This is a genomic window from Curtobacterium sp. MCJR17_043, assembly GCF_003224315.2.
Lineage (GTDB): Bacteria > Actinomycetota > Actinomycetes > Actinomycetales > Microbacteriaceae > Curtobacterium.
This window is the reverse complement of the sequence record NZ_CP126259.1, coordinates 841,026-856,777: the sequence shown is the minus strand read 5'-3', so window position 1 is coordinate 856,777 and position 15,752 is coordinate 841,026. Positions and strand designations below refer to the sequence as shown.

Sequence of the window (15,752 nt, the reverse complement as noted above, 5' to 3'; positions counted from 1 at the left end):
CCTCGTGTGCTCGGGCCGTACGACGGCCTCCTGAACGACTCCATTCCCATAATATACTGTATGTGTATGTCGAACTTCTATTCACGGTGCGCTCCGCCCCGCGTTACCGTCGCCATCCCGACCGTGCGCCTGGACGCCCATCTGGACGCGGCGGTGACCTCCGCCCTCACGCAGACCATCGACGACCTCGAAGTGGTCGTGGCGTTGGACGGCGAGCCGATCGAGGACGACCGACGATCCTGGATGGCCGACCCTCGCGTCCGGATCCGCACCAGGCCCTCCCGACGGGGTACGGCTGCGACGCTGAACGCCGTCCTCGGCGCGACGAACACGCCGTTCTTCGCGCGGTTGGACGCAGACGACATCGCTGAACCACATCGTCTCGAGCGACAGATCGCAGCGCTCGACGAGCATCCCGAGTGGTCCGGCGTCGGATCGGCCGCCACGGTGATCGACGAGAGCGGACGACCGCTGGGACACATCGACGTCCCGACGGAGGACACCGCTCGGCAACTCCTTCGGCGGAACGTCTTCGTCCACTCGGCGATGGTGCTCCGGCGATCGCCTCTGGAGCGTGTAGGCGGCTACGACCCGGACTGCGTGCGGATGCAGGACTACGACCTCTGGCTGCGCCTCAGTGCGACATGCACCCTCGGGAACGTCCCGGAGCGATTGGTGCAGTACCGGGTGCACGACGGCATGCACAGCCGGAGGACCCCTGCCTTCTCGGCGTCGGCGCGGAAGGTGATCGCCTCGCGTCGTCGACTCGCACGCAGCCTGGGGAAGCCGCTCGTCCTCCAGTTCGCGCACGATACCGGCTGGACCGCCGGTCAGGTGTTGCGGAATGCGGGTCTCCGCAGACCGCGCTACCTCGTCACCACGTGACCGATTCCCACCACCCCTTCGGAGGCCCCTCATGCCCACCCCCCCGCTCCGGCACCCTCGTCGTCAAGACGGTCGACGCGACCCTCGACGTCGTGATGCGAGATCAGCTACGCCACCTCACCACGACCTCGTTGGCACCCGTCACCATGGCTGCCGGCGACACCGGGCGCCTCGATCGCGTCGCTGCGCGGGAGGGCGTGCCAGCCCACGCCCTCGCGCTCGCCCGGGATCCGTCCCCTACACGTGACCTCCGCGCACTGCTCGAGCTCGTCCGGCTCATGCGACAGCTGCGTCCTGAGACGGTCGTGTACGGCACGCCGAAGGCCACCCTGCTCGCAGGTGTCGCCGCTCGGCTCACGGGAGTGCCGACTCGCGTACAGGTCCTCCACGGCCTCCGACTCGAAACTGCACACGGCATCTGGCGGCGGCTCCTCGTCGCGGCGGAGCGTCTGTCCATGACCATGTCGACGCACACCCTTGCGGTCGGTCACGGCCTTCGTCGACGGTGCGGGGGAACTCGGACTGCCCACCACCCGCATCGACGTCGTCGGTGCGGGTTCGGTGGTCGGGACCGACGTCGCCCGTGCGACCGCGATCGCCGACGATGCCGCACTCCGAGCGTCCGTTCGTGGTCGCTGGGGGGCTGCGTGGTGACGAGTTCGTGATCGGCTTCGTGGGGCGCGTCACCCGGGACAAGGGCATCGAGACCCTCGTCCGCGCCGTCGCGGACGTCCGCGACAGCGGGATCCCGGCCCATCTGGTGCTGATCGGACTGGATGAGGGCGTCGACCTCCTCGACGACGACGTCCGCACGCTGCTGCGCAGTGACTGGGTGACCATGACCGGCAACGTGGACGACCCCGCAGAGCAGTACAGCGGATTCGATGTCTTCTGCCTCCCGTCACATCGCGAGGGCCTGCCGACCGTCGTCCTGGAAGCGTGGGCGACACGCCTCCCCCGTGGTGGCGAGCGACTGCACCGGCCTGGCCGATCTGGTGGCGCACGGCCAGACGGGACTCGTCGTTCCGGTCGGCGACCGACGAGCGACGGGAGAGGCGCTCAGAGCGGTGGCAACCGACCGATCGCTCCGACGTGCGATCGCGGACGGCGGACATCGTCGTGCCGTCGAGGACTTCGACCGGTCCGTGGTCTGGGACGCGTTCACCCGGTACGTCGAGAGGGCTCGATCGGAGCGTCGCGAGTCCCGTCGGGGGGCGCCGTCGCCGCCCGTGACGCACGACGGAAGGGGCGGTTCGAGTTCGGTCGAACCGCCCCTTCCGTTCCACCGGGACGAGGATGGCCTGAGCGACGCAGACCGTGCTGCCGGCTCAGACTCCGACGAGGTGTCGATCGGTGCCATCGAGCCGATCGTGGTCCCGGTCGGACGGGATGTCGTTCGCATCTGCGGTTGCCTCGAGCACTGCTGCTCGCTTCGCGACCACGTCGTCCGTCGCGGCGAGTGCGCAGGGCTCAGCACCGGAGGCACCACGTCGAGCGAGGACTTCCGGCACGGTGCGGAGCAGGACGACGAAGTCGAGACCGAGTGAGCGACGTCGGACGTACTCGAGGTCGTACTCGAAGCGTCGGACGTACTCGAGGTCGTTCCGTCCGTTGACCTGCGCGAGCCCGGTGATCCCCGGCCGGACAGCGTGCCGAAGTCCGTGGCCGTCCTGTGCGTGGTGCTCGATGAACATCGCGAGCATCGGGCGCGGGCCGACGATGCTCATCTCGCCGCAAAGCACGTTGAGCAGGTTCGGGAGTTCATCCAGGCTCGTCGCGCGCAGGAACGCACCGAGCGGAGTGACACGGAGGTGGTCACTCGCGGTGCCACTGCCGTCGGTGTCCGGCAGCATGGTCCGGAACTTGAGCATCGAGAAGGTCGACCCATGGAGCCCGGTCCGTCGCTGCCGGAAGAACACCGGTCGACCCTGCACGATGAGCAGCGCAACGGTCACGATCGCCCACACGGGCGCTGAGAGGACGAGCAGGACCAGTGCCGCGATGACATCGAGGACACGCTTGGTTCGGTCGTACGGATGGTTCGGGAGCATCGGATTCCTTCCGGGATGAACAGCGAGTACGGCGCGGGCTCGGTCAACCGGCCGATCGAGCCGAGGTGGCGGTCAGGGAAGCGGACCACGCACTCGTGACCGCGTCGACGACGTCGTGGCGGGCCCGCCAACCGAGGAGTTGACGAGCGCGTGAAGGATCAGCCACGACGGTCACGGGGTCACCAGCGCGCGGCGGGAAGGCCTCGATGGCCGCCGGACGTGCGGCGCAAGCCGACACCGCCTGCACGATCTCCAGCACCGAGGTCCCACGGCCCGTTCCGAGGTTGAGCGCGGTGTGCCCGGCGTCCGCTCCGCAGAGGTGTTCGAGCGCGGCGACGTGTGCATCCGCGAGATCGACGACGTGGATGTAGTCGCGGACGCAGGAACCGTCCTGCGTCGGGTGGTCGACCCCGAAGACCGGCACCGGGCACCCCTCCCGCACCGCGCGCATGACGATCGGGACGAGATTCGCTTCCGTTCGGTCGCGCAGTTGCGGCCATCCCGTCCCCGCGACGTTGAAGTAGCGCAAGCTGATCCCCCCGCAGTCCCCACGCATGGGCCGCGTTGGCGAGCATCCACTCCCCCGACGAGCTTCGACTGCCCGTAGGGGTTGACCGGCGCGCAGGGATGGTCTTCACGCACCTGTCCACCGGACACCTCGCCGTACACCGCAGCCGACGAGGAGAAGACCATCGCGCGGACGCCGCGGTCCTCCATCGCTGCCAAGAGGTTGGTCAAGCCACCGATGTTGCGATCGAAGTACCAGGTGGGGCGGTCAACGGATTCTCCGACCTGCTTCATGGCCGCGAGGTGCACGACACTTCCGACACCATGAGTTCGGATGGTCGCGTCGAGGCGAGCTCGTGCGTGGACGGAAGCGAGGTCGAGATGAACGAAGGGGACGTCGTCGACACGTTCCAGTTCTCCGGTGGAGAGGTCGTCGACCACGACGACCTCGCGACCGGCGTCCACGAGGAGCCGGACCACATGGGACCCGATGTAGCCCGCACCGCCCGTGACCAGCACCGCAGGATGACGTGGTGAAAACATGATGTTCAAAATATCACAGCCGAAATATGGCTGCGAGTTGCTCTCGAACGGGCCCGCCGAGTTCGCGCAGCAACAGCGGTGAGGTGGGACCGGTCGCGGTACACGAGCACGTTCCAGAGCACCGGGGAGCAAGAGTGGGAGCACAGCGCCGGCACGGGATCGATGACCGTCACCGATGGCGCGAGGCCGCTGACCCACCGACGGACGTCGGCGTCGAGCAGCACCCCGCTGGGATGCGCACATCGATCCACCGCCTCGAGGTGGCTCGCGAGACACTCGTTCGGATCGGACGGCCACGACGGGGTGTCCTGTACGAAGACGACCCGCGTGCCGGGCCGCAGGGCGGCCAGGGATCGCCGGACTCCGTCTCGCCAAACGCGCTCGAAGGGGCCGTCGCCCACCTGTCGCCCCCCGGTAGAGCGCCGTCGCCTCTCCGACCACGACGACCTCCGGATGTTCTGCGCGGATGCTCGCGAGCGTTTCGCGCCGCCACGCATCGCACTCCCGGTACTCCCGACCGAGTTGCGGGTTGACCACACGGATGTCCGCGAACGGGCAGGCAGCCCGACCATGGACGGTCAGACCCACCCGTGCGTCCCTCGCAGCACGTCGTACGACATCTGCCCACTGCATCGCGTGGCTGTCCCCGACGAGCGCGACACGACGGGTTCGTCTCGGCTCGATCACACACGGCTCGGCGGGTGGGTCGAGCAGGTTCGCCACGCAGTGGGCCGAGTACGGGAAGGGCAGGTCGCGAAGCGCATCGGTGAGCGCCGGGGTGACGTTCGCCGGGACGACGTCGGGGGGCGCTCGGTCTCGGAGCGATGCGCGCAGCGTCAGGGCCGGCCACCCGCACGTCCGACGAGGTGCGAGCCGACACGGCGACCGCACTCGGTACGACGAGCGTGGCGACCGCCGCCACGGCGAGCAGGCTCGTCGTCCGAGGACGGCAGCGCTCGAGGAATCGACGAGCGCGCCGCTCCAGGACTGCAGCACTCCCCAGACCGACGGAGACCGTCGCGACCAGGAGCACGAGGCGGAACGGCCAGGGTGTGGGTGCTCCGCGGACGAGGACCGGAAGGGCGAGGAGCGGCCAGTGCCACAGGTAGATCGAGTACGAAGCATCACCGAGCACCACCATCGGCCGTGTACTGAGCAGACGCCGCACCACGTCGAACCGAGCCGAGGTGCCCGGGAGCAGGAGGGTCATGGTCCCCAGCACCGGGAGGAGCGTCAGCAGGCCGGGTTGCACGGTCTCCGGCCCGGCGAGGGCCACACCGGCGGCGACGAGGAGCAGACCGGCGACACGCACCACCGCGGTGACGGCGGGGGGCGAACGCGAACGCGGGGCCCACAGCGAGCAGCGCACCCGCCAAAAACTCCCAAGCACGGCTGGGCAGCATGAAGAAGGCGAACGGTTCCGCCACTGCTCGGGCCATCGGAACGCTCGCGAGTGAGACGACGAGTCCGAACCCTGTGACCCAGATCGCACCGCGCCGCTCCGCGAACCGCAGTGCCAGAACCAGCACCACTGGCCAAACGGCGTAGAACTGCACCTCGAGCCCGAGTGACCAGAACTGCCGGAATGCGCTCACCGTGTCGTCTTGCAGGTAGTCGACACCGCGGACCGCGAGGAGGAGGTTCTCGTAGCCGAACACGGCCGCGGTCGCTTCAGGGACCAACTGCGGACGCGCCAGCGGCGAAGCCGCCAGGAGCGCGACGACGAAGGTCGACAGGGCGACCACGACGGCCGTCGGAGCGAGGCGTGAGAAGCGTGCCCGGGTGAACGCCACCAGATCGATCGCACCGGAACGGCGATGCTCGGCGAGCAACATGGTCGTGACCACGTACCCGGAGAGCACGAGGAACACGTCCACGCCGAGGAAGCCGCCGTCCAGTCCTGGCACGTCCGCGTGGAAGGCGAGCACGAGGGCAGCGGCGACGGCTCGGACGCCCTGGAGCTCGGGACGAGTGCTGCGTCGGCGTCGAAGCGGATCGGCTGTCAGATGCAGGAACACGAGGACATGATGGCCGATGTGTAACTCAAGTATCAGCACACTGGTATTCACGTGGAGAACATGCACAACGAAAGGGGTTCGTCCCGGTCACCTCGCCCGGCATGGTCATCGGACACCCGCGGGAGCATCTCGCGGGCACGCCGATCCAACCGCCCGTAACCCGGCGGACGAGCCGCGTGTAGCCCTCGAGGATGTGCCCGCCGGCAATGACGCTCAGCGGACTCGTCGCGTCGAACCGGTTTCGGGCCATGCGAACGCCGTCACGGGCGTTCCTGGTCGGGTCGGTACGCCAGAGCGGATTGGTCGAATCCGCCAGCCGACGGAGGTTCCGGCCGGTGCCGTGCACTATCGTCAGCTCGGTCACCCTGCGGTAGGGCCAGCCGTACTGGCCGGAGCAGAACTGCACGACGGATGTGTGCTGGGCGGCGTGCTGGTCGAGATGCCGGCGGACCGACTCCGACGACGGCTCGTCCGCTCGACGAGCCGTCCCTCCCTCAAGGATCTCCACCGGTGTACGGAGTCACGGGGGGCGTCGGTCACCCGGCCACGGAGTGACCGGGTGACGTGGTGCAAGCCGGCCCCGCGCCTCCCGTCCGTCAGGACAGGACGTCAGTCGCGACGCGTCTCGAGCGCGTTCGCCCGTGCGACTCCCCCCGTACCACCGCGCCGAGTCCTTCGGCGTCCGCTCGAACGTCTCCCGGTCCCATGCGACGAGCCCGAACGTCGGCCGGAACCCGGAGGCCCACTCGTAGTTGTCGAGCAGCGACCAGTGCTGGTAGCCGAGGACCTCGATGCCGTCCTCGATGCAGCGGTGGATCCCCTCGAGGGCGCCCTGCGTGTAGGCGATCCGGCGGGTGTCGTCGGCGGTGGCGATGCCGTTCTCGGTGATCATCAGCGGGACACCGCCGGAGAGCGCCCACGCCGACCGCAGGCCGTCCGCCGAGGCCTCGGGGTAGAACTCCCACCCGGTCAGCGTCGTCTCGACATCGTCGGCGACGGGCAACGGACCGGAGGGGCCGATGAACGTGCGGGTGTAGGCCTGCACGCCGAGGAAGTCGTCGCCCGCAGCGGCCTCGAGGTACCAGTCGTCACGCGGGTACCCGTACTCGCGGAGCATCTCCTCGGAGCCGGGCTCACCGTTCGCCCGGAACGCCTGGGTCGCGACGGTCCACCCGGACTTGAGGCCCGACACCTGTGACAGCACGTCTCGCGACCGCCGGTGGCTGGCCAGCAGGGCGTCGGCGACGCCCAGGTCCGGGTTCGGCAGGCCGTAGGCGACGAGGTTCGCGGCGTCCTCACCACCCGCGAGCATCGCCGCGATGTTCGGCTCGTTGATCGTGCAGACGTAGCGGACGCCGTCCTGCACGACCGGGAGCGCGGCCTCGGTGTAGCGGGCGAACAAGTCGGCGGCGTCGGGTGCACGCCAGAAGCCGTCGCGTTCGAACCACCGGGGCACGGTGAAGTGCATGAGGGTGACGATCGGTTCGATGCCGGCCTCGTGGCAAGCCTCGACCATGCGGCGGTAGTGGTCGACCTCGGCGCGGGAGACGAACCCGCGCTCGGGCTCGATGCGGGCCCACTCGATGCTGAACCGGTAGGAGTTCAGGCCGAGGTCGGCGGCGATGCGGATGTCCTCGCGGTAGCGGTGGTAGCTGTCCGCGGCGTCGCCGGAGGGCTCGACGATGGTGGTGTCGGGCTCGTGCTCGTGCACCCACCAGTTGGAGCCTACGTTGTTGCCCTCGATCTGGTGGGCGGCGGTGGCGGCACCCCAGAGGAAGCCGTCGGGGAACTGCAGCGTGGTGATGATGGTGCCTTTCAGGTGCGAGCCGGTGCGAGCCGGTGCGTGCCGGCCGAGGAAGTCGTCGAACAGCGCGATGGTCGCGGCCGGGTTCTCGACGTGGGGGGCCGTGGTAGCTCGTGGGGACGACCTCGTAGCTGGCGCCGGTGTCCTCGGCCATCTGCCGCTGCCACGGGATCGGCCAGGCGCCGTCCCACTCGCCGTGCGCCACGAGGACCGGGAGCCCGGTCGCGCGGAGTTCGGCGGACGAATCGGTGTGGTCCTCGAGGATGTGTCCGCCAGCGACGACGCTCAGGGGGGCTCGTGGCGTCGAAGCGGTCGCGCACCATGCGGACGTCGTCGGGGAGGTCCTCGTCGGGTCGGTACGCCCAGAGCGGGTTCGTGGCGTCGAACAGCGTGCGGTTGTTCCCGCCGGTGTCGTGCAGGATCGTGAGCTCGGTGACCTTGCGGTAGGGCCAGCCGTACGGGCCGGAGCAGAACTGCACGACGCTGCGGAACGACCCCGGCGAGGCGATGGCGGCCGCGCGGGCGATCACGCCGCCGAGCGAGTGACCGATCAGGTGCACCGGGGCGCCGTCGTCGAGCAGCGCCGCGACCCGGACGACGTCGGCCGCTTCCTCGTCGAGCGAGTAGTCGGACGGCGAGGTCGGTGCTGCCGAGTCGGCCTGGCCGCGGCGGCTGATCGCGACCGCGGTCCAGCCGGCCTCGCGCAGCAGGGGCATGAAGGTGCGCCAGTCCTCCTTCGACCCGGTGTACCCGGGGACGATCAGGACCGTGCCCTTCGACTCCCCCCGCAGGGACGACGCGGTAGGCGGTGAGCCGACCGACGGGCAGGTCGATGCCGACGGCGTCGACACCCTCCGGAGTCGGGAGGTGCCCGAAGGGCGGAACGGGCGGGAAGTCGAGCAAGGTCGTCATCCGAGCAGTGTCCGCCGCGGGTTCGGGACCGCGTCCAGCAGCGCGACCGTGTAGTCGTCCTGCGGGTGCTGCAGTACCTCGGCCGTCCTGCCGCGCTCGACCACGGCGCCGTCGTGCAGCACCATGATGTCGTCGGTGATGAGGCGGGCGCTCAGCAGGTCGTGCGTGATGTAGAGGAGCGAGACGCCCCACTGCTCCCGCAGGTCCTCGAGCAGCGCGAGGACGCCGGCCCGCAGCGTCACGTCGAGCATCGAGACGGGCTCGTCGGCGATGATCACCTGCGGGTCGCTGGCCAGCGCCCGGGCGATGACCACACGCTGCCGCTGCCCGCCGGAGAGCTGGTGCGGGAGCTTCTGCGCGAACTGCTCGACGGGCGTCAGGCCCACGGTCTCGAGGATCTCGAGCATCCGACGCCGGGCATCGCGCCCGCGGAGTCCGGTGTAGTTCGCGATCGGTCGGGACAGGATGTACTCCACCGTGTGCAGCGGGTTGAGCGCCGCGTACGGGTCCTGGAACACCATCTGCACCTCGGAGCGCAGGTCCTTCAGACCGCGCCTCCCGAGCTTCGCCACGTCCGTGTCGCCGAAGCGCACCGTGCCCGAGGTCGGCTGCTCGACGCCGGTGAGCATCTTCGCGATGGTCGACTTGCCCGAGCCGGACTGGCCGACCAGGGCGAGCGACTGCCCGGGCTCGAGGGTGAACGACACGTCGCGGACGGCCTGCACGGGCTGCTCGCCACGACGGGGCGCCGGGTACGTCTTGACCAGGTGGTCGACGACGATCGGGTTCTTCGCGGCCGAGCGCTCCCGGGAGCCGACGGTGGCGAAGGACGAGGTGGTCTCCTGACGGGACGCCGAGCGCTGCGACCGGTCCGGGAACCCCGGCAACGACACGACCTCAGCCCGCGGGTCCGCGTAGTGCGACAGCAGCATCGTCGTGTAGTCGTCCTGCGGGTCACGGAGGACCTCGAGCGAGCGGCCGTCCTCGACGATCCGCCCCTCGTGCATGACGAGCACGCGCTCGGTCGCCTCGAGCACGATGCCGAGGTCGTGGCTGATGAGGATCGCGGTGAACCCCTCGGAACGCTGCAGCTCGATGATCGTGTCCATCACGGCGTGCTGCACGAGCACGTCGAGGGCCGTGGTCGGCTCGTCGAACACCATGAGCTGCGGCTCGAGCGACAGGGCGAGGGCGATCGACACGCGCTGCCGCATGCCGCCGGAGAGCTCCCCCCGGGTACCGCGCGAGCATGGTCTCGGGCAGCTTCACCTTGCCGATGAGCTCGCGCATCCGGGCGTCCCACCGCTCGCGGGGCACATGACCGTGGGCCCTGAAGACGTCGATGAAGTGGTTGCGGATCGTCCGTACCGGGTTGAGCGCGTTCATGCCGGACTGCAGCACCATGGCGAAACCGCCCTGGCGCTGGCGCCGGAGCTCCTCGTCGCCGAGGTCGCGGATGTCGCTCCCGCCGAAGACGATGTTGCCGCCGTTGGTGCGCGCCGGCGGCTTCTGCAGCCGGGTGAGCGCGTAGCCGAGCGTCGACTTGCCGGAGCCGGACTCGCCGACCAGGCCGACGAACTCGCCCTTGCGCAGGGAGAAGGAGACGTGGTCGACGGCCTGGACGGCCGTCTGGCCGGCCGACTCGTAGACGACGGACAGGTCGCGGACGTCGAGCAGGACGTCGGTCCGGCCCTGGTCCTGCGGAGTTCCGGACGGGAGGCGCGTGGCGGCGCCGCCACGCGCCTCCAGGCCGTCGCTGGTTGCGCCGCTCATGCGGTGACCTCCTTGCGCTTGCGGCGCGCGCCCTCGCGCAGCCGCGGGTTGGACACGGCGTCGACGCCGAAGTTGATCAGGGTGAGGCTCATCGCCAGGAGGGCGATGCAGAGACCCGGGGCGAACAGCAGGATCCACTGACCGGTGAGCAGCGCGTTCGAGTTCTGCGCCCAGTAGAGGATCGTGCCCCAGCTGACGATCGACGAGTCACCGAGTCCGAGGAACTCGAGGCCCGCCTCAGCGAGGATCGCGCTCGTCGCCGCGCCGAAGAAGCTGCCGACGATCAGGGACGTCATGTTCGGCAGGATCTCGCGGAAGACGATGCGCGTCGCACCGTCGCCGGAGAACTGCGCGGCCGTGACGAAGTCGCGGCTGCGCAGGGACTGCGTCTGGCTGCGGAGGACGCGCGCGCCCCACGCCCAGCCGGTGACGACGATCACGGCGATGATCACCGCGATGCCGCCGTTCTGCAGGTACGCCGCGATGACGATCATCAGGGGAAGACCCGGGATGACGAGGAAGAGGTTCACGATGAACCCGATGACCTCGGCGACCCAGCCGCGGATGTAGCCCCAGCTCAGACCGATCGCGACGGCGACGAGCGTGGAGAGGAAGCCCGCGACCGCGCCGACGAGCACGGAGACCCGGGCGCCGTAGATCAACTGGGAGAGGACGTCCTCGCCGGCGGCGGTGGTGCCCATCCAGTGCGCCCACGTGGCGTCGGCGTTGCGCTCGAAGCCGTTCTGGCTGGCGCCGTAGGGGGGCGAGGAGCGGGGCGGACAGGGCGATGAGGACGAAGGCGCCGAGGATGCAGATGCCGACGCGGGCCTTGGTGTTGCTCCAGACGACGCCGAGCTGGCGAGCGGCTGCCCTGAGCTTGGAGGGGGGCGGTTTCCTGTTCTCCTCGGGTCCGTACTGCCACCGTTGTGTCCGGTGCTTTCGTGGTGGTCATCGGCGCGTCCTCGGGTCCAGGACGCCGTACAGGACGTCCACGATGAAGTTGGCGATGAGCACCGACACGGTGATCATCAGGAAGAGGGCCTGCATCAGCGGGTAGTCCTGCCCGATCACGGCGTTGAACAGCAGGTAGCCGATGCCCGGGTAGCCGAACACCTGCTCGACCAGCACCGAGCCGCCGACGACACCGCCGAGTGCCAGGCCGAAGCCGGTCAGGTTCGGCAGGATCGCGTTCCGGGCGGCGTAGCGGACGGCGACCGTGCGACCGCGGAGGCCGTTCGCCTCGGCGAAGGTGACGTAGTCGTCGCCGAGCGTGTTGATCATCGCGTTGCGCATGCCGATGATCCAGCCGCCCAGGCTCGTCACGAGGATCGTCACCGCCGGCAGGATCGCGTGCCGCAGGACGTCGCCGATGTAGGTGCCGTTCCAGCCCGGGACGCTCGTCGCGGACGAGGCACCGGTGGTCGGGAACCAGTGCAGGACGTAGCCGAGGAAGAACAGCAGCAGGAGCGCCGTCCAGAAGTACGGGAACGTCGACATGAAGGAGCCCGACAGGGTCGGGAGCGAGTCGAGCCAGGTGCCGCGCTTCCACGCCGCCGCGACGCCGATCAGCGTGCCGATGACGAACGCCAGGATCGTCACCGTTCCGACGAGCACGAGCGTGTACGGCAGGGCACGGCCGACCAGGTCGCCGACGGGCTGCGGGTAGAACGTGTAGCTCGTGCCGAAGTCGAGCGTGACGACCTGGTGCAGGTAGCTGACGTACTGGTCCCAGAGGTTGCCGCTGGGGACGCCGAGCTGGGCCTCGATGGCCTTCTTCGTGGCGTCGGTGACCGGACCGTTCTGGCTGAGCTTCGCGAGCGCCGCATCGGACGGGCTGCCCGGCATGAGACGCGGGAGCACGAAGTTCAGCGTGACCGCAGCCCAGAGGGTCAGGACGAAGAGGACGAGTTTCTGGAGGACGTACTTCACTTGGCCTGCTCCTCCAGGATCTTCTTGCCCGCCGCACTGTCACGGAGCCGGAGCTTCGTGAAGATCAACAGCGGTGCGGAGTCGTAGTTCTGCGGTGCCATGTACGGGTCCTCGGCACTCGGCCAGCCGACGAACTTGCCGGTGTTGAACAGGCCCCAGAGTCCGCCGTAGTACATGCCGATCACGGGCAGGTCGTCGTACACGATGGCCTGCAGCTTGTTGAGGATCTGCTGCTGCTCGCCCCGGTCGGTCGTGCCGCGGTACTCGTCGAGGAGCTTCTGGGTGTCCGCGTTCTTGTACCGCTCGAAGTTGTTCACCGTCGACTTGCCGACCGGCTGGTAGAAGTCGCTCGACAGCAGTGAGTTGTAGGCCTGGAAGACGTCACCGTTCCCCATGCCGCCCATCGCCATGTCGAACGTGCCGTTGTTGATGTTCTGCTGGTAGCCGGCGGGTTGCGGAGCCTGGATCTGCACCTCCACGCCGATCTTCCCGAGGTCACGCTGCACCTGCTGTGCGGCACGGAGCCAGTCCGAGTAGCCGTTCGCGGTCATCAGGGTGATCTCGAGCTGCTTGCCGTCCTTGACGAGCTTGCCGCCCTGCTGCTCGTAGCCGGACTTCGCGAACTCGGCCAGGGCGCGGTCGGTGTCCTGCGTGATCATCCCCTCGTCGGGGATCGACGGGTCGAGGTACTGCTCCTGGTTCGGCAGGATCAAGCCGGTCTGACCCGCTGCGCTGAGGTTGCCCTCGGAGGCGGTCTCGGCGATGCCGTCGCGGTCGAGCGCGTACGAGATGCCCTTGCGCACGTTGACGTCGTTGTACGGCGCCTTCGTCAGGTTCGGGATGAGGCCGATCACGCCGCCGGCAGGGAACCACCACTTGTTGTCCGGCGATGCAGCGCCCCACGTGCCCTCGACGTCCGAGATGAACGAGTACGCCCAGTCGTAGCCGCGTGTGACGGTGTCGAGCTGCGTGTTCGTCGCGGGGAGCACGAGGTGCTCGATCGCGATCTCGTCGGCCTGCCAGTACGTCGGGTTCTTGTCCATCGAGTACTGCTGGTCGGAGTAGTTGCCGAGCACGAACGGGCCGGTGCCGACGGGGTCTGGGTCACGCCAGGTGACGGGGTCCTTCACCGTGCCGTAGTGGTGCTCGGGCAGGATGTACGTCGCGCCGATGATGTTGAGGCTCGGGACGTCCTCGCCCTTGAGGTGGAAGACCAGGTGGTCGCCGTCCCGCTCGATGCGGTCGATGTGCTGCCACGCGCCCTTCACGTCCATCGCGGGGAACTCCTTGAGGAGGTCGAACGTGAAGACGACGTCCTCTGGCGTGAACTCCGTGCCGTCGGACCACTCGACGCCCTTCCGGATCGTCATGTCGATCGTCCGCGCGTCGGGCAGCTCCCAGGAGCTCGCGAGCCACGGGGTGCCCGTGCCGTCGAGGGGGGTTGATCTCGATGAGCGGCTCGTACATCCACTTGCTCGCGGTGCGGGCGTTCGGGATGTAGGGGTTGAAGTTGCGGTCGAACAGCGGGTTGCCGCGGTCCGCGTTGATGAGCATCGTGTCCTTGCCGATGCTCGGGTCCGGCTGGGAACGGACCTGGATGCTGCAGCCGGTGGCCACGAGGGCCACGACCGCGAGTCCGGCGATGGCTGCGGCGAGGCGGCCGGCACGGGTCCGGCCGGCACGGGACTGGCCGGACCGGTGCGATGCGCCCGGGATGCCGCCCAGCCGGGGCCGAGGGCCCTGGGCGGCGGGCCTGCGCGTGCGCTGCGGGGGGAAGCGTCATTGCTCGGTCGACCTCCGTGTCGAGTGGGTACCCACCCAATGTATGCGCTTACATCTCGCGGTGCAAGTGTGGACGTTGTTGCGCAGGGTGTCACGCTCCGGACCGGGGCCGACGGTCAGAGCGACGGCGGGCAGCTCTCGCGCAGGAGCACCTCGACCGGCAGCCGGACGGACCGTGGCGGACCCTCACGGGAGTCCAGCCGGTCGACGATCGCCCGGACCGCGGCCCGGCCGAGTTCACCCATCGGCTGGTGCACGGTCGTCAGGCGTGGGGACGAGAAGCGTCCGGCGTCGATCCCGTCGAAGCCCGTCACGACCACGTCGTCAGGCACCCGGAGACCGCGTGCGAGCACGGCGTCGAGCACCCCGAGCGCCGACTGGTCGTTCGAGCACACGATCGCCCGCGGCACCTGCTCGTCGAGCAGGGCCCGGGCGAGTTCGCGGGCCCGGGCGCGTCCGAAGTCCCCGTGCACGGTGCGCACCGCGTGCTGGTCGAGTCCGTGGTCCTCGAGCGCGCGGCGGAACCCGGCCGTCCGCTCCTGGTCGTCCGGCGAGTCGACCGGCCCGGCCACGTACGCGATCGACCGGATGCCGAGACGCCCGATGACGTGGGCGCCGAGGGTCCGCATGCCGGCCGCGTTGTCGACGCTGATCGAGTCGAAGCCCCGCGAGCGCCGGTCGTCCGCCAACACGACGACCGGGATCCGGCGCGCCACGTGCTCGAGCAACTCGTCCGGGACCGTCTGCGCGAGGACCGCCAGTCCGTCCACCCGGCCGGCGACGTCGTTCACGACGACGTCGCGGGACGGCCCTCGACCGGCCGCGACCATGAGTGCCAGACCGCGCTGCCAGGCCTCGGTCTCGGCGCCGCGGAGCACCTCGTCGAAGTACAGGTTCGACGGCGTCGGCTGGATCACGTGCCGCCGGTCGTCGACCACGCGCACGCCGCCGTCGGTGACCACGTCCGGCCGCTCGTCCGGGACGACGTCGAACCCGGGCAGCAGGAGGCCCACCACCCCGGTCCGGCGACCGGCCAGCGCGCGGGCGTTCCCCGACGGCACGTACCCGAGCGTCCGGATCGCCGCCTGCACCCGGTCGCGCGTGCCCTCGCGGACCGCGTCGGGGGGTGCGGAGGACCCGGGAGACCGTCGCGATCGACACCCCGGCCGCGGAGGCGACGTCGTAGACCGTGGGAGGTGCGCTGCGCTGCGGGCCCACGCCGGTCCTCCCTCGCGATCGGAGCCGTGGGCGAGCCGCCCGACGACGCCGACCATCCTAGGCAGCCCGTGTTCCTCCGGACGCGCCCGGAGGGTCTTGCGGACGGACGCGGGCAGGACGACACTGGCCCGACCATCCGGAGAAGGGACGAGCAGATGTCACAGTCGACACCGTCCGGGCGCAGGGACGCGCACCGGCTCTCCAGCGACGAGGCCGAGGTGCGGGAGGCCCTCCTCGACCACGACGCCGATCCGCACCTGACGTGGGTGACCGCGCAGCTCGACGGGACGGAGGAGCACCCGCTCGTCGAGTGACCGCGGCCGCCGGTGC

12 protein-coding genes and 5 pseudogenes are annotated in these 15,752 nt (G+C 69.5%); 5 read left to right on the top strand and 12 right to left on the bottom strand.

Features of this window, described 5'->3' with window-relative positions:
* Nucleotides 1–60: 60 nt before the first annotated feature.
* The 4 genes and pseudogenes from DEJ15_RS04535 to DEJ15_RS17720 form a co-directional block, all read left to right on the top strand.
* A complete protein-coding gene (locus tag DEJ15_RS04535) occupies nucleotides 61–885 on the top strand; it encodes a glycosyltransferase (protein WP_146232800.1) in 825 nt (274 codons plus the stop codon).
* 95 nt (nucleotides 886–980) lie between these two features.
* A pseudogene (locus DEJ15_RS17725) lies at nucleotides 981–1,334 on the top strand (glycosyltransferase); the annotation flags it as partial.
* Nucleotides 1,335–1,362: 28 nt separating this feature from the next.
* Nucleotides 1,363–1,539, top strand: coding sequence for a hypothetical protein (locus DEJ15_RS04530; RefSeq protein ID WP_284175696.1), 177 nt, complete (start codon nucleotides 1,363–1,365; stop codon nucleotides 1,537–1,539).
* Nucleotides 1,490–1,831 (top strand): annotated as a pseudogene (locus tag DEJ15_RS17720) (glycosyltransferase); the annotation flags it as partial. The gene DEJ15_RS04530 and the pseudogene DEJ15_RS17720, both read left to right, overlap by 50 nt.
* A 382-nt stretch (nucleotides 1,832–2,213) precedes the next feature.
* Here DEJ15_RS17720 and DEJ15_RS04525 read toward each other — a convergent pair.
* The 12 genes and pseudogenes from DEJ15_RS04525 to DEJ15_RS04480 form a co-directional block, all read right to left on the bottom strand.
* Nucleotides 2,214–2,936: a sugar transferase gene (locus DEJ15_RS04525; protein ID WP_110823323.1), complete on the bottom strand. Its 723-nt coding sequence runs from the start codon at nucleotides 2,934–2,936 to the stop codon at nucleotides 2,214–2,216.
* Nucleotides 2,937–2,979: 43 nt separating this feature from the next.
* On the bottom strand, nucleotides 2,980–3,492 hold the full coding sequence (locus tag DEJ15_RS17715; RefSeq protein WP_349814807.1) for an NAD-dependent epimerase/dehydratase family protein: 513 nt from the start codon (nucleotides 3,490–3,492) through the stop codon (nucleotides 2,980–2,982).
* 83 nt (nucleotides 3,493–3,575) lie between these two features.
* Nucleotides 3,576–3,986 (bottom strand): annotated as a pseudogene (locus DEJ15_RS17710) (NAD-dependent epimerase/dehydratase family protein); the annotation flags it as partial.
* A gap of 5 nt (nucleotides 3,987–3,991) precedes the next feature.
* Nucleotides 3,992–5,111: pseudogene (locus tag DEJ15_RS17705) on the bottom strand (SGNH hydrolase domain-containing protein).
* Entirely contained in the window at nucleotides 5,111–6,004 is an 894-nt protein-coding gene (locus DEJ15_RS04515) for an acyltransferase family protein (protein ID WP_284175695.1), read from the bottom strand. Before DEJ15_RS04515 ends, DEJ15_RS17705 begins: the two are co-directional and overlap by 1 nt.
* A 520-nt stretch (nucleotides 6,005–6,524) precedes the next feature.
* Entirely contained in the window at nucleotides 6,525–7,748 is a 1,224-nt protein-coding gene (locus DEJ15_RS04510; RefSeq protein WP_502866186.1) for a glycoside hydrolase family 1 protein, read from the bottom strand.
* A gap of 71 nt (nucleotides 7,749–7,819) precedes the next feature.
* The gene (locus DEJ15_RS04505; RefSeq protein ID WP_284175694.1) at nucleotides 7,820–8,659 is read right to left on the bottom strand and encodes an alpha/beta hydrolase; all 840 of its coding nucleotides are present in this window, start codon (nucleotides 8,657–8,659) and stop codon (nucleotides 7,820–7,822) included.
* Between the two features lie 57 nt (nucleotides 8,660–8,716).
* A pseudogene (locus DEJ15_RS04500) lies at nucleotides 8,717–10,493 on the bottom strand (ABC transporter ATP-binding protein).
* Nucleotides 10,490–11,194: an ABC transporter permease gene (locus tag DEJ15_RS04495; protein WP_284175693.1), complete on the bottom strand. Its 705-nt coding sequence runs from the start codon at nucleotides 11,192–11,194 to the stop codon at nucleotides 10,490–10,492. Before DEJ15_RS04495 ends, DEJ15_RS04500 begins: the two are co-directional and overlap by 4 nt.
* 247 nt (nucleotides 11,195–11,441) lie before the next feature.
* Nucleotides 11,442–12,422, bottom strand: a complete 981-nt coding sequence (locus DEJ15_RS04490) for an ABC transporter permease (RefSeq protein ID WP_110823313.1) — start codon at nucleotides 12,420–12,422, stop codon at nucleotides 11,442–11,444.
* Nucleotides 12,419–13,792, bottom strand: coding sequence for an ABC transporter substrate-binding protein (locus DEJ15_RS04485; RefSeq protein ID WP_284175692.1), 1,374 nt, complete (start codon nucleotides 13,790–13,792; stop codon nucleotides 12,419–12,421). Before DEJ15_RS04485 ends, DEJ15_RS04490 begins: the two co-directional genes overlap by 4 nt.
* A 528-nt stretch (nucleotides 13,793–14,320) precedes the next feature.
* Nucleotides 14,321–15,295 carry a LacI family DNA-binding transcriptional regulator gene (locus DEJ15_RS04480; RefSeq protein ID WP_284175691.1) on the bottom strand — a complete coding sequence of 325 codons (975 nt, stop codon included), beginning with the start codon at nucleotides 15,293–15,295 and terminating at the stop codon, nucleotides 14,321–14,323.
* Nucleotides 15,296–15,577: 282 nt separating this feature from the next.
* On the opposite strand from DEJ15_RS04480, the gene DEJ15_RS04475 reads away from it, so the two are divergent.
* Nucleotides 15,578–15,736, top strand: coding sequence for a hypothetical protein (locus DEJ15_RS04475; RefSeq protein WP_181419437.1), 159 nt, complete (start codon nucleotides 15,578–15,580; stop codon nucleotides 15,734–15,736).
* Nucleotides 15,737–15,752 lie beyond the last annotated feature (16 nt).

What these genes read in the sequence shown, in the direction of transcription:
- DEJ15_RS04475 (WP_181419437.1), top strand. Translation starts at nt 15,578, where the DNA reads ATGTCACAGTCGACACCGTCCGGGCGCAGGGACGCGCACCGGCTCTCC.
- DEJ15_RS04525 (WP_110823323.1), bottom strand. Translation starts at nt 2,936, where the DNA reads ATGCTCCCGAACCATCCGTACGACCGAACCAAGCGTGTCCTCGATGTC.
- DEJ15_RS04535 (WP_146232800.1), top strand. Translation starts at nt 61, where the DNA reads ATGTGTATGTCGAACTTCTATTCACGGTGCGCTCCGCCCCGCGTTACC.
- DEJ15_RS04495 (WP_284175693.1), bottom strand. Translation starts at nt 11,194, where the DNA reads ATGGGCACCACCGCCGCCGGCGAGGACGTCCTCTCCCAGTTGATCTAC.
- DEJ15_RS17715 (WP_349814807.1), bottom strand. Translation starts at nt 3,492, where the DNA reads ATGCGTGGGGACTGCGGGGGGATCAGCTTGCGCTACTTCAACGTCGCG.
- DEJ15_RS04485 (WP_284175692.1), bottom strand. Translation starts at nt 13,792, where the DNA reads ATGACGATCCGGAAGGGCGTCGAGTGGTCCGACGGCACGGAGTTCACG.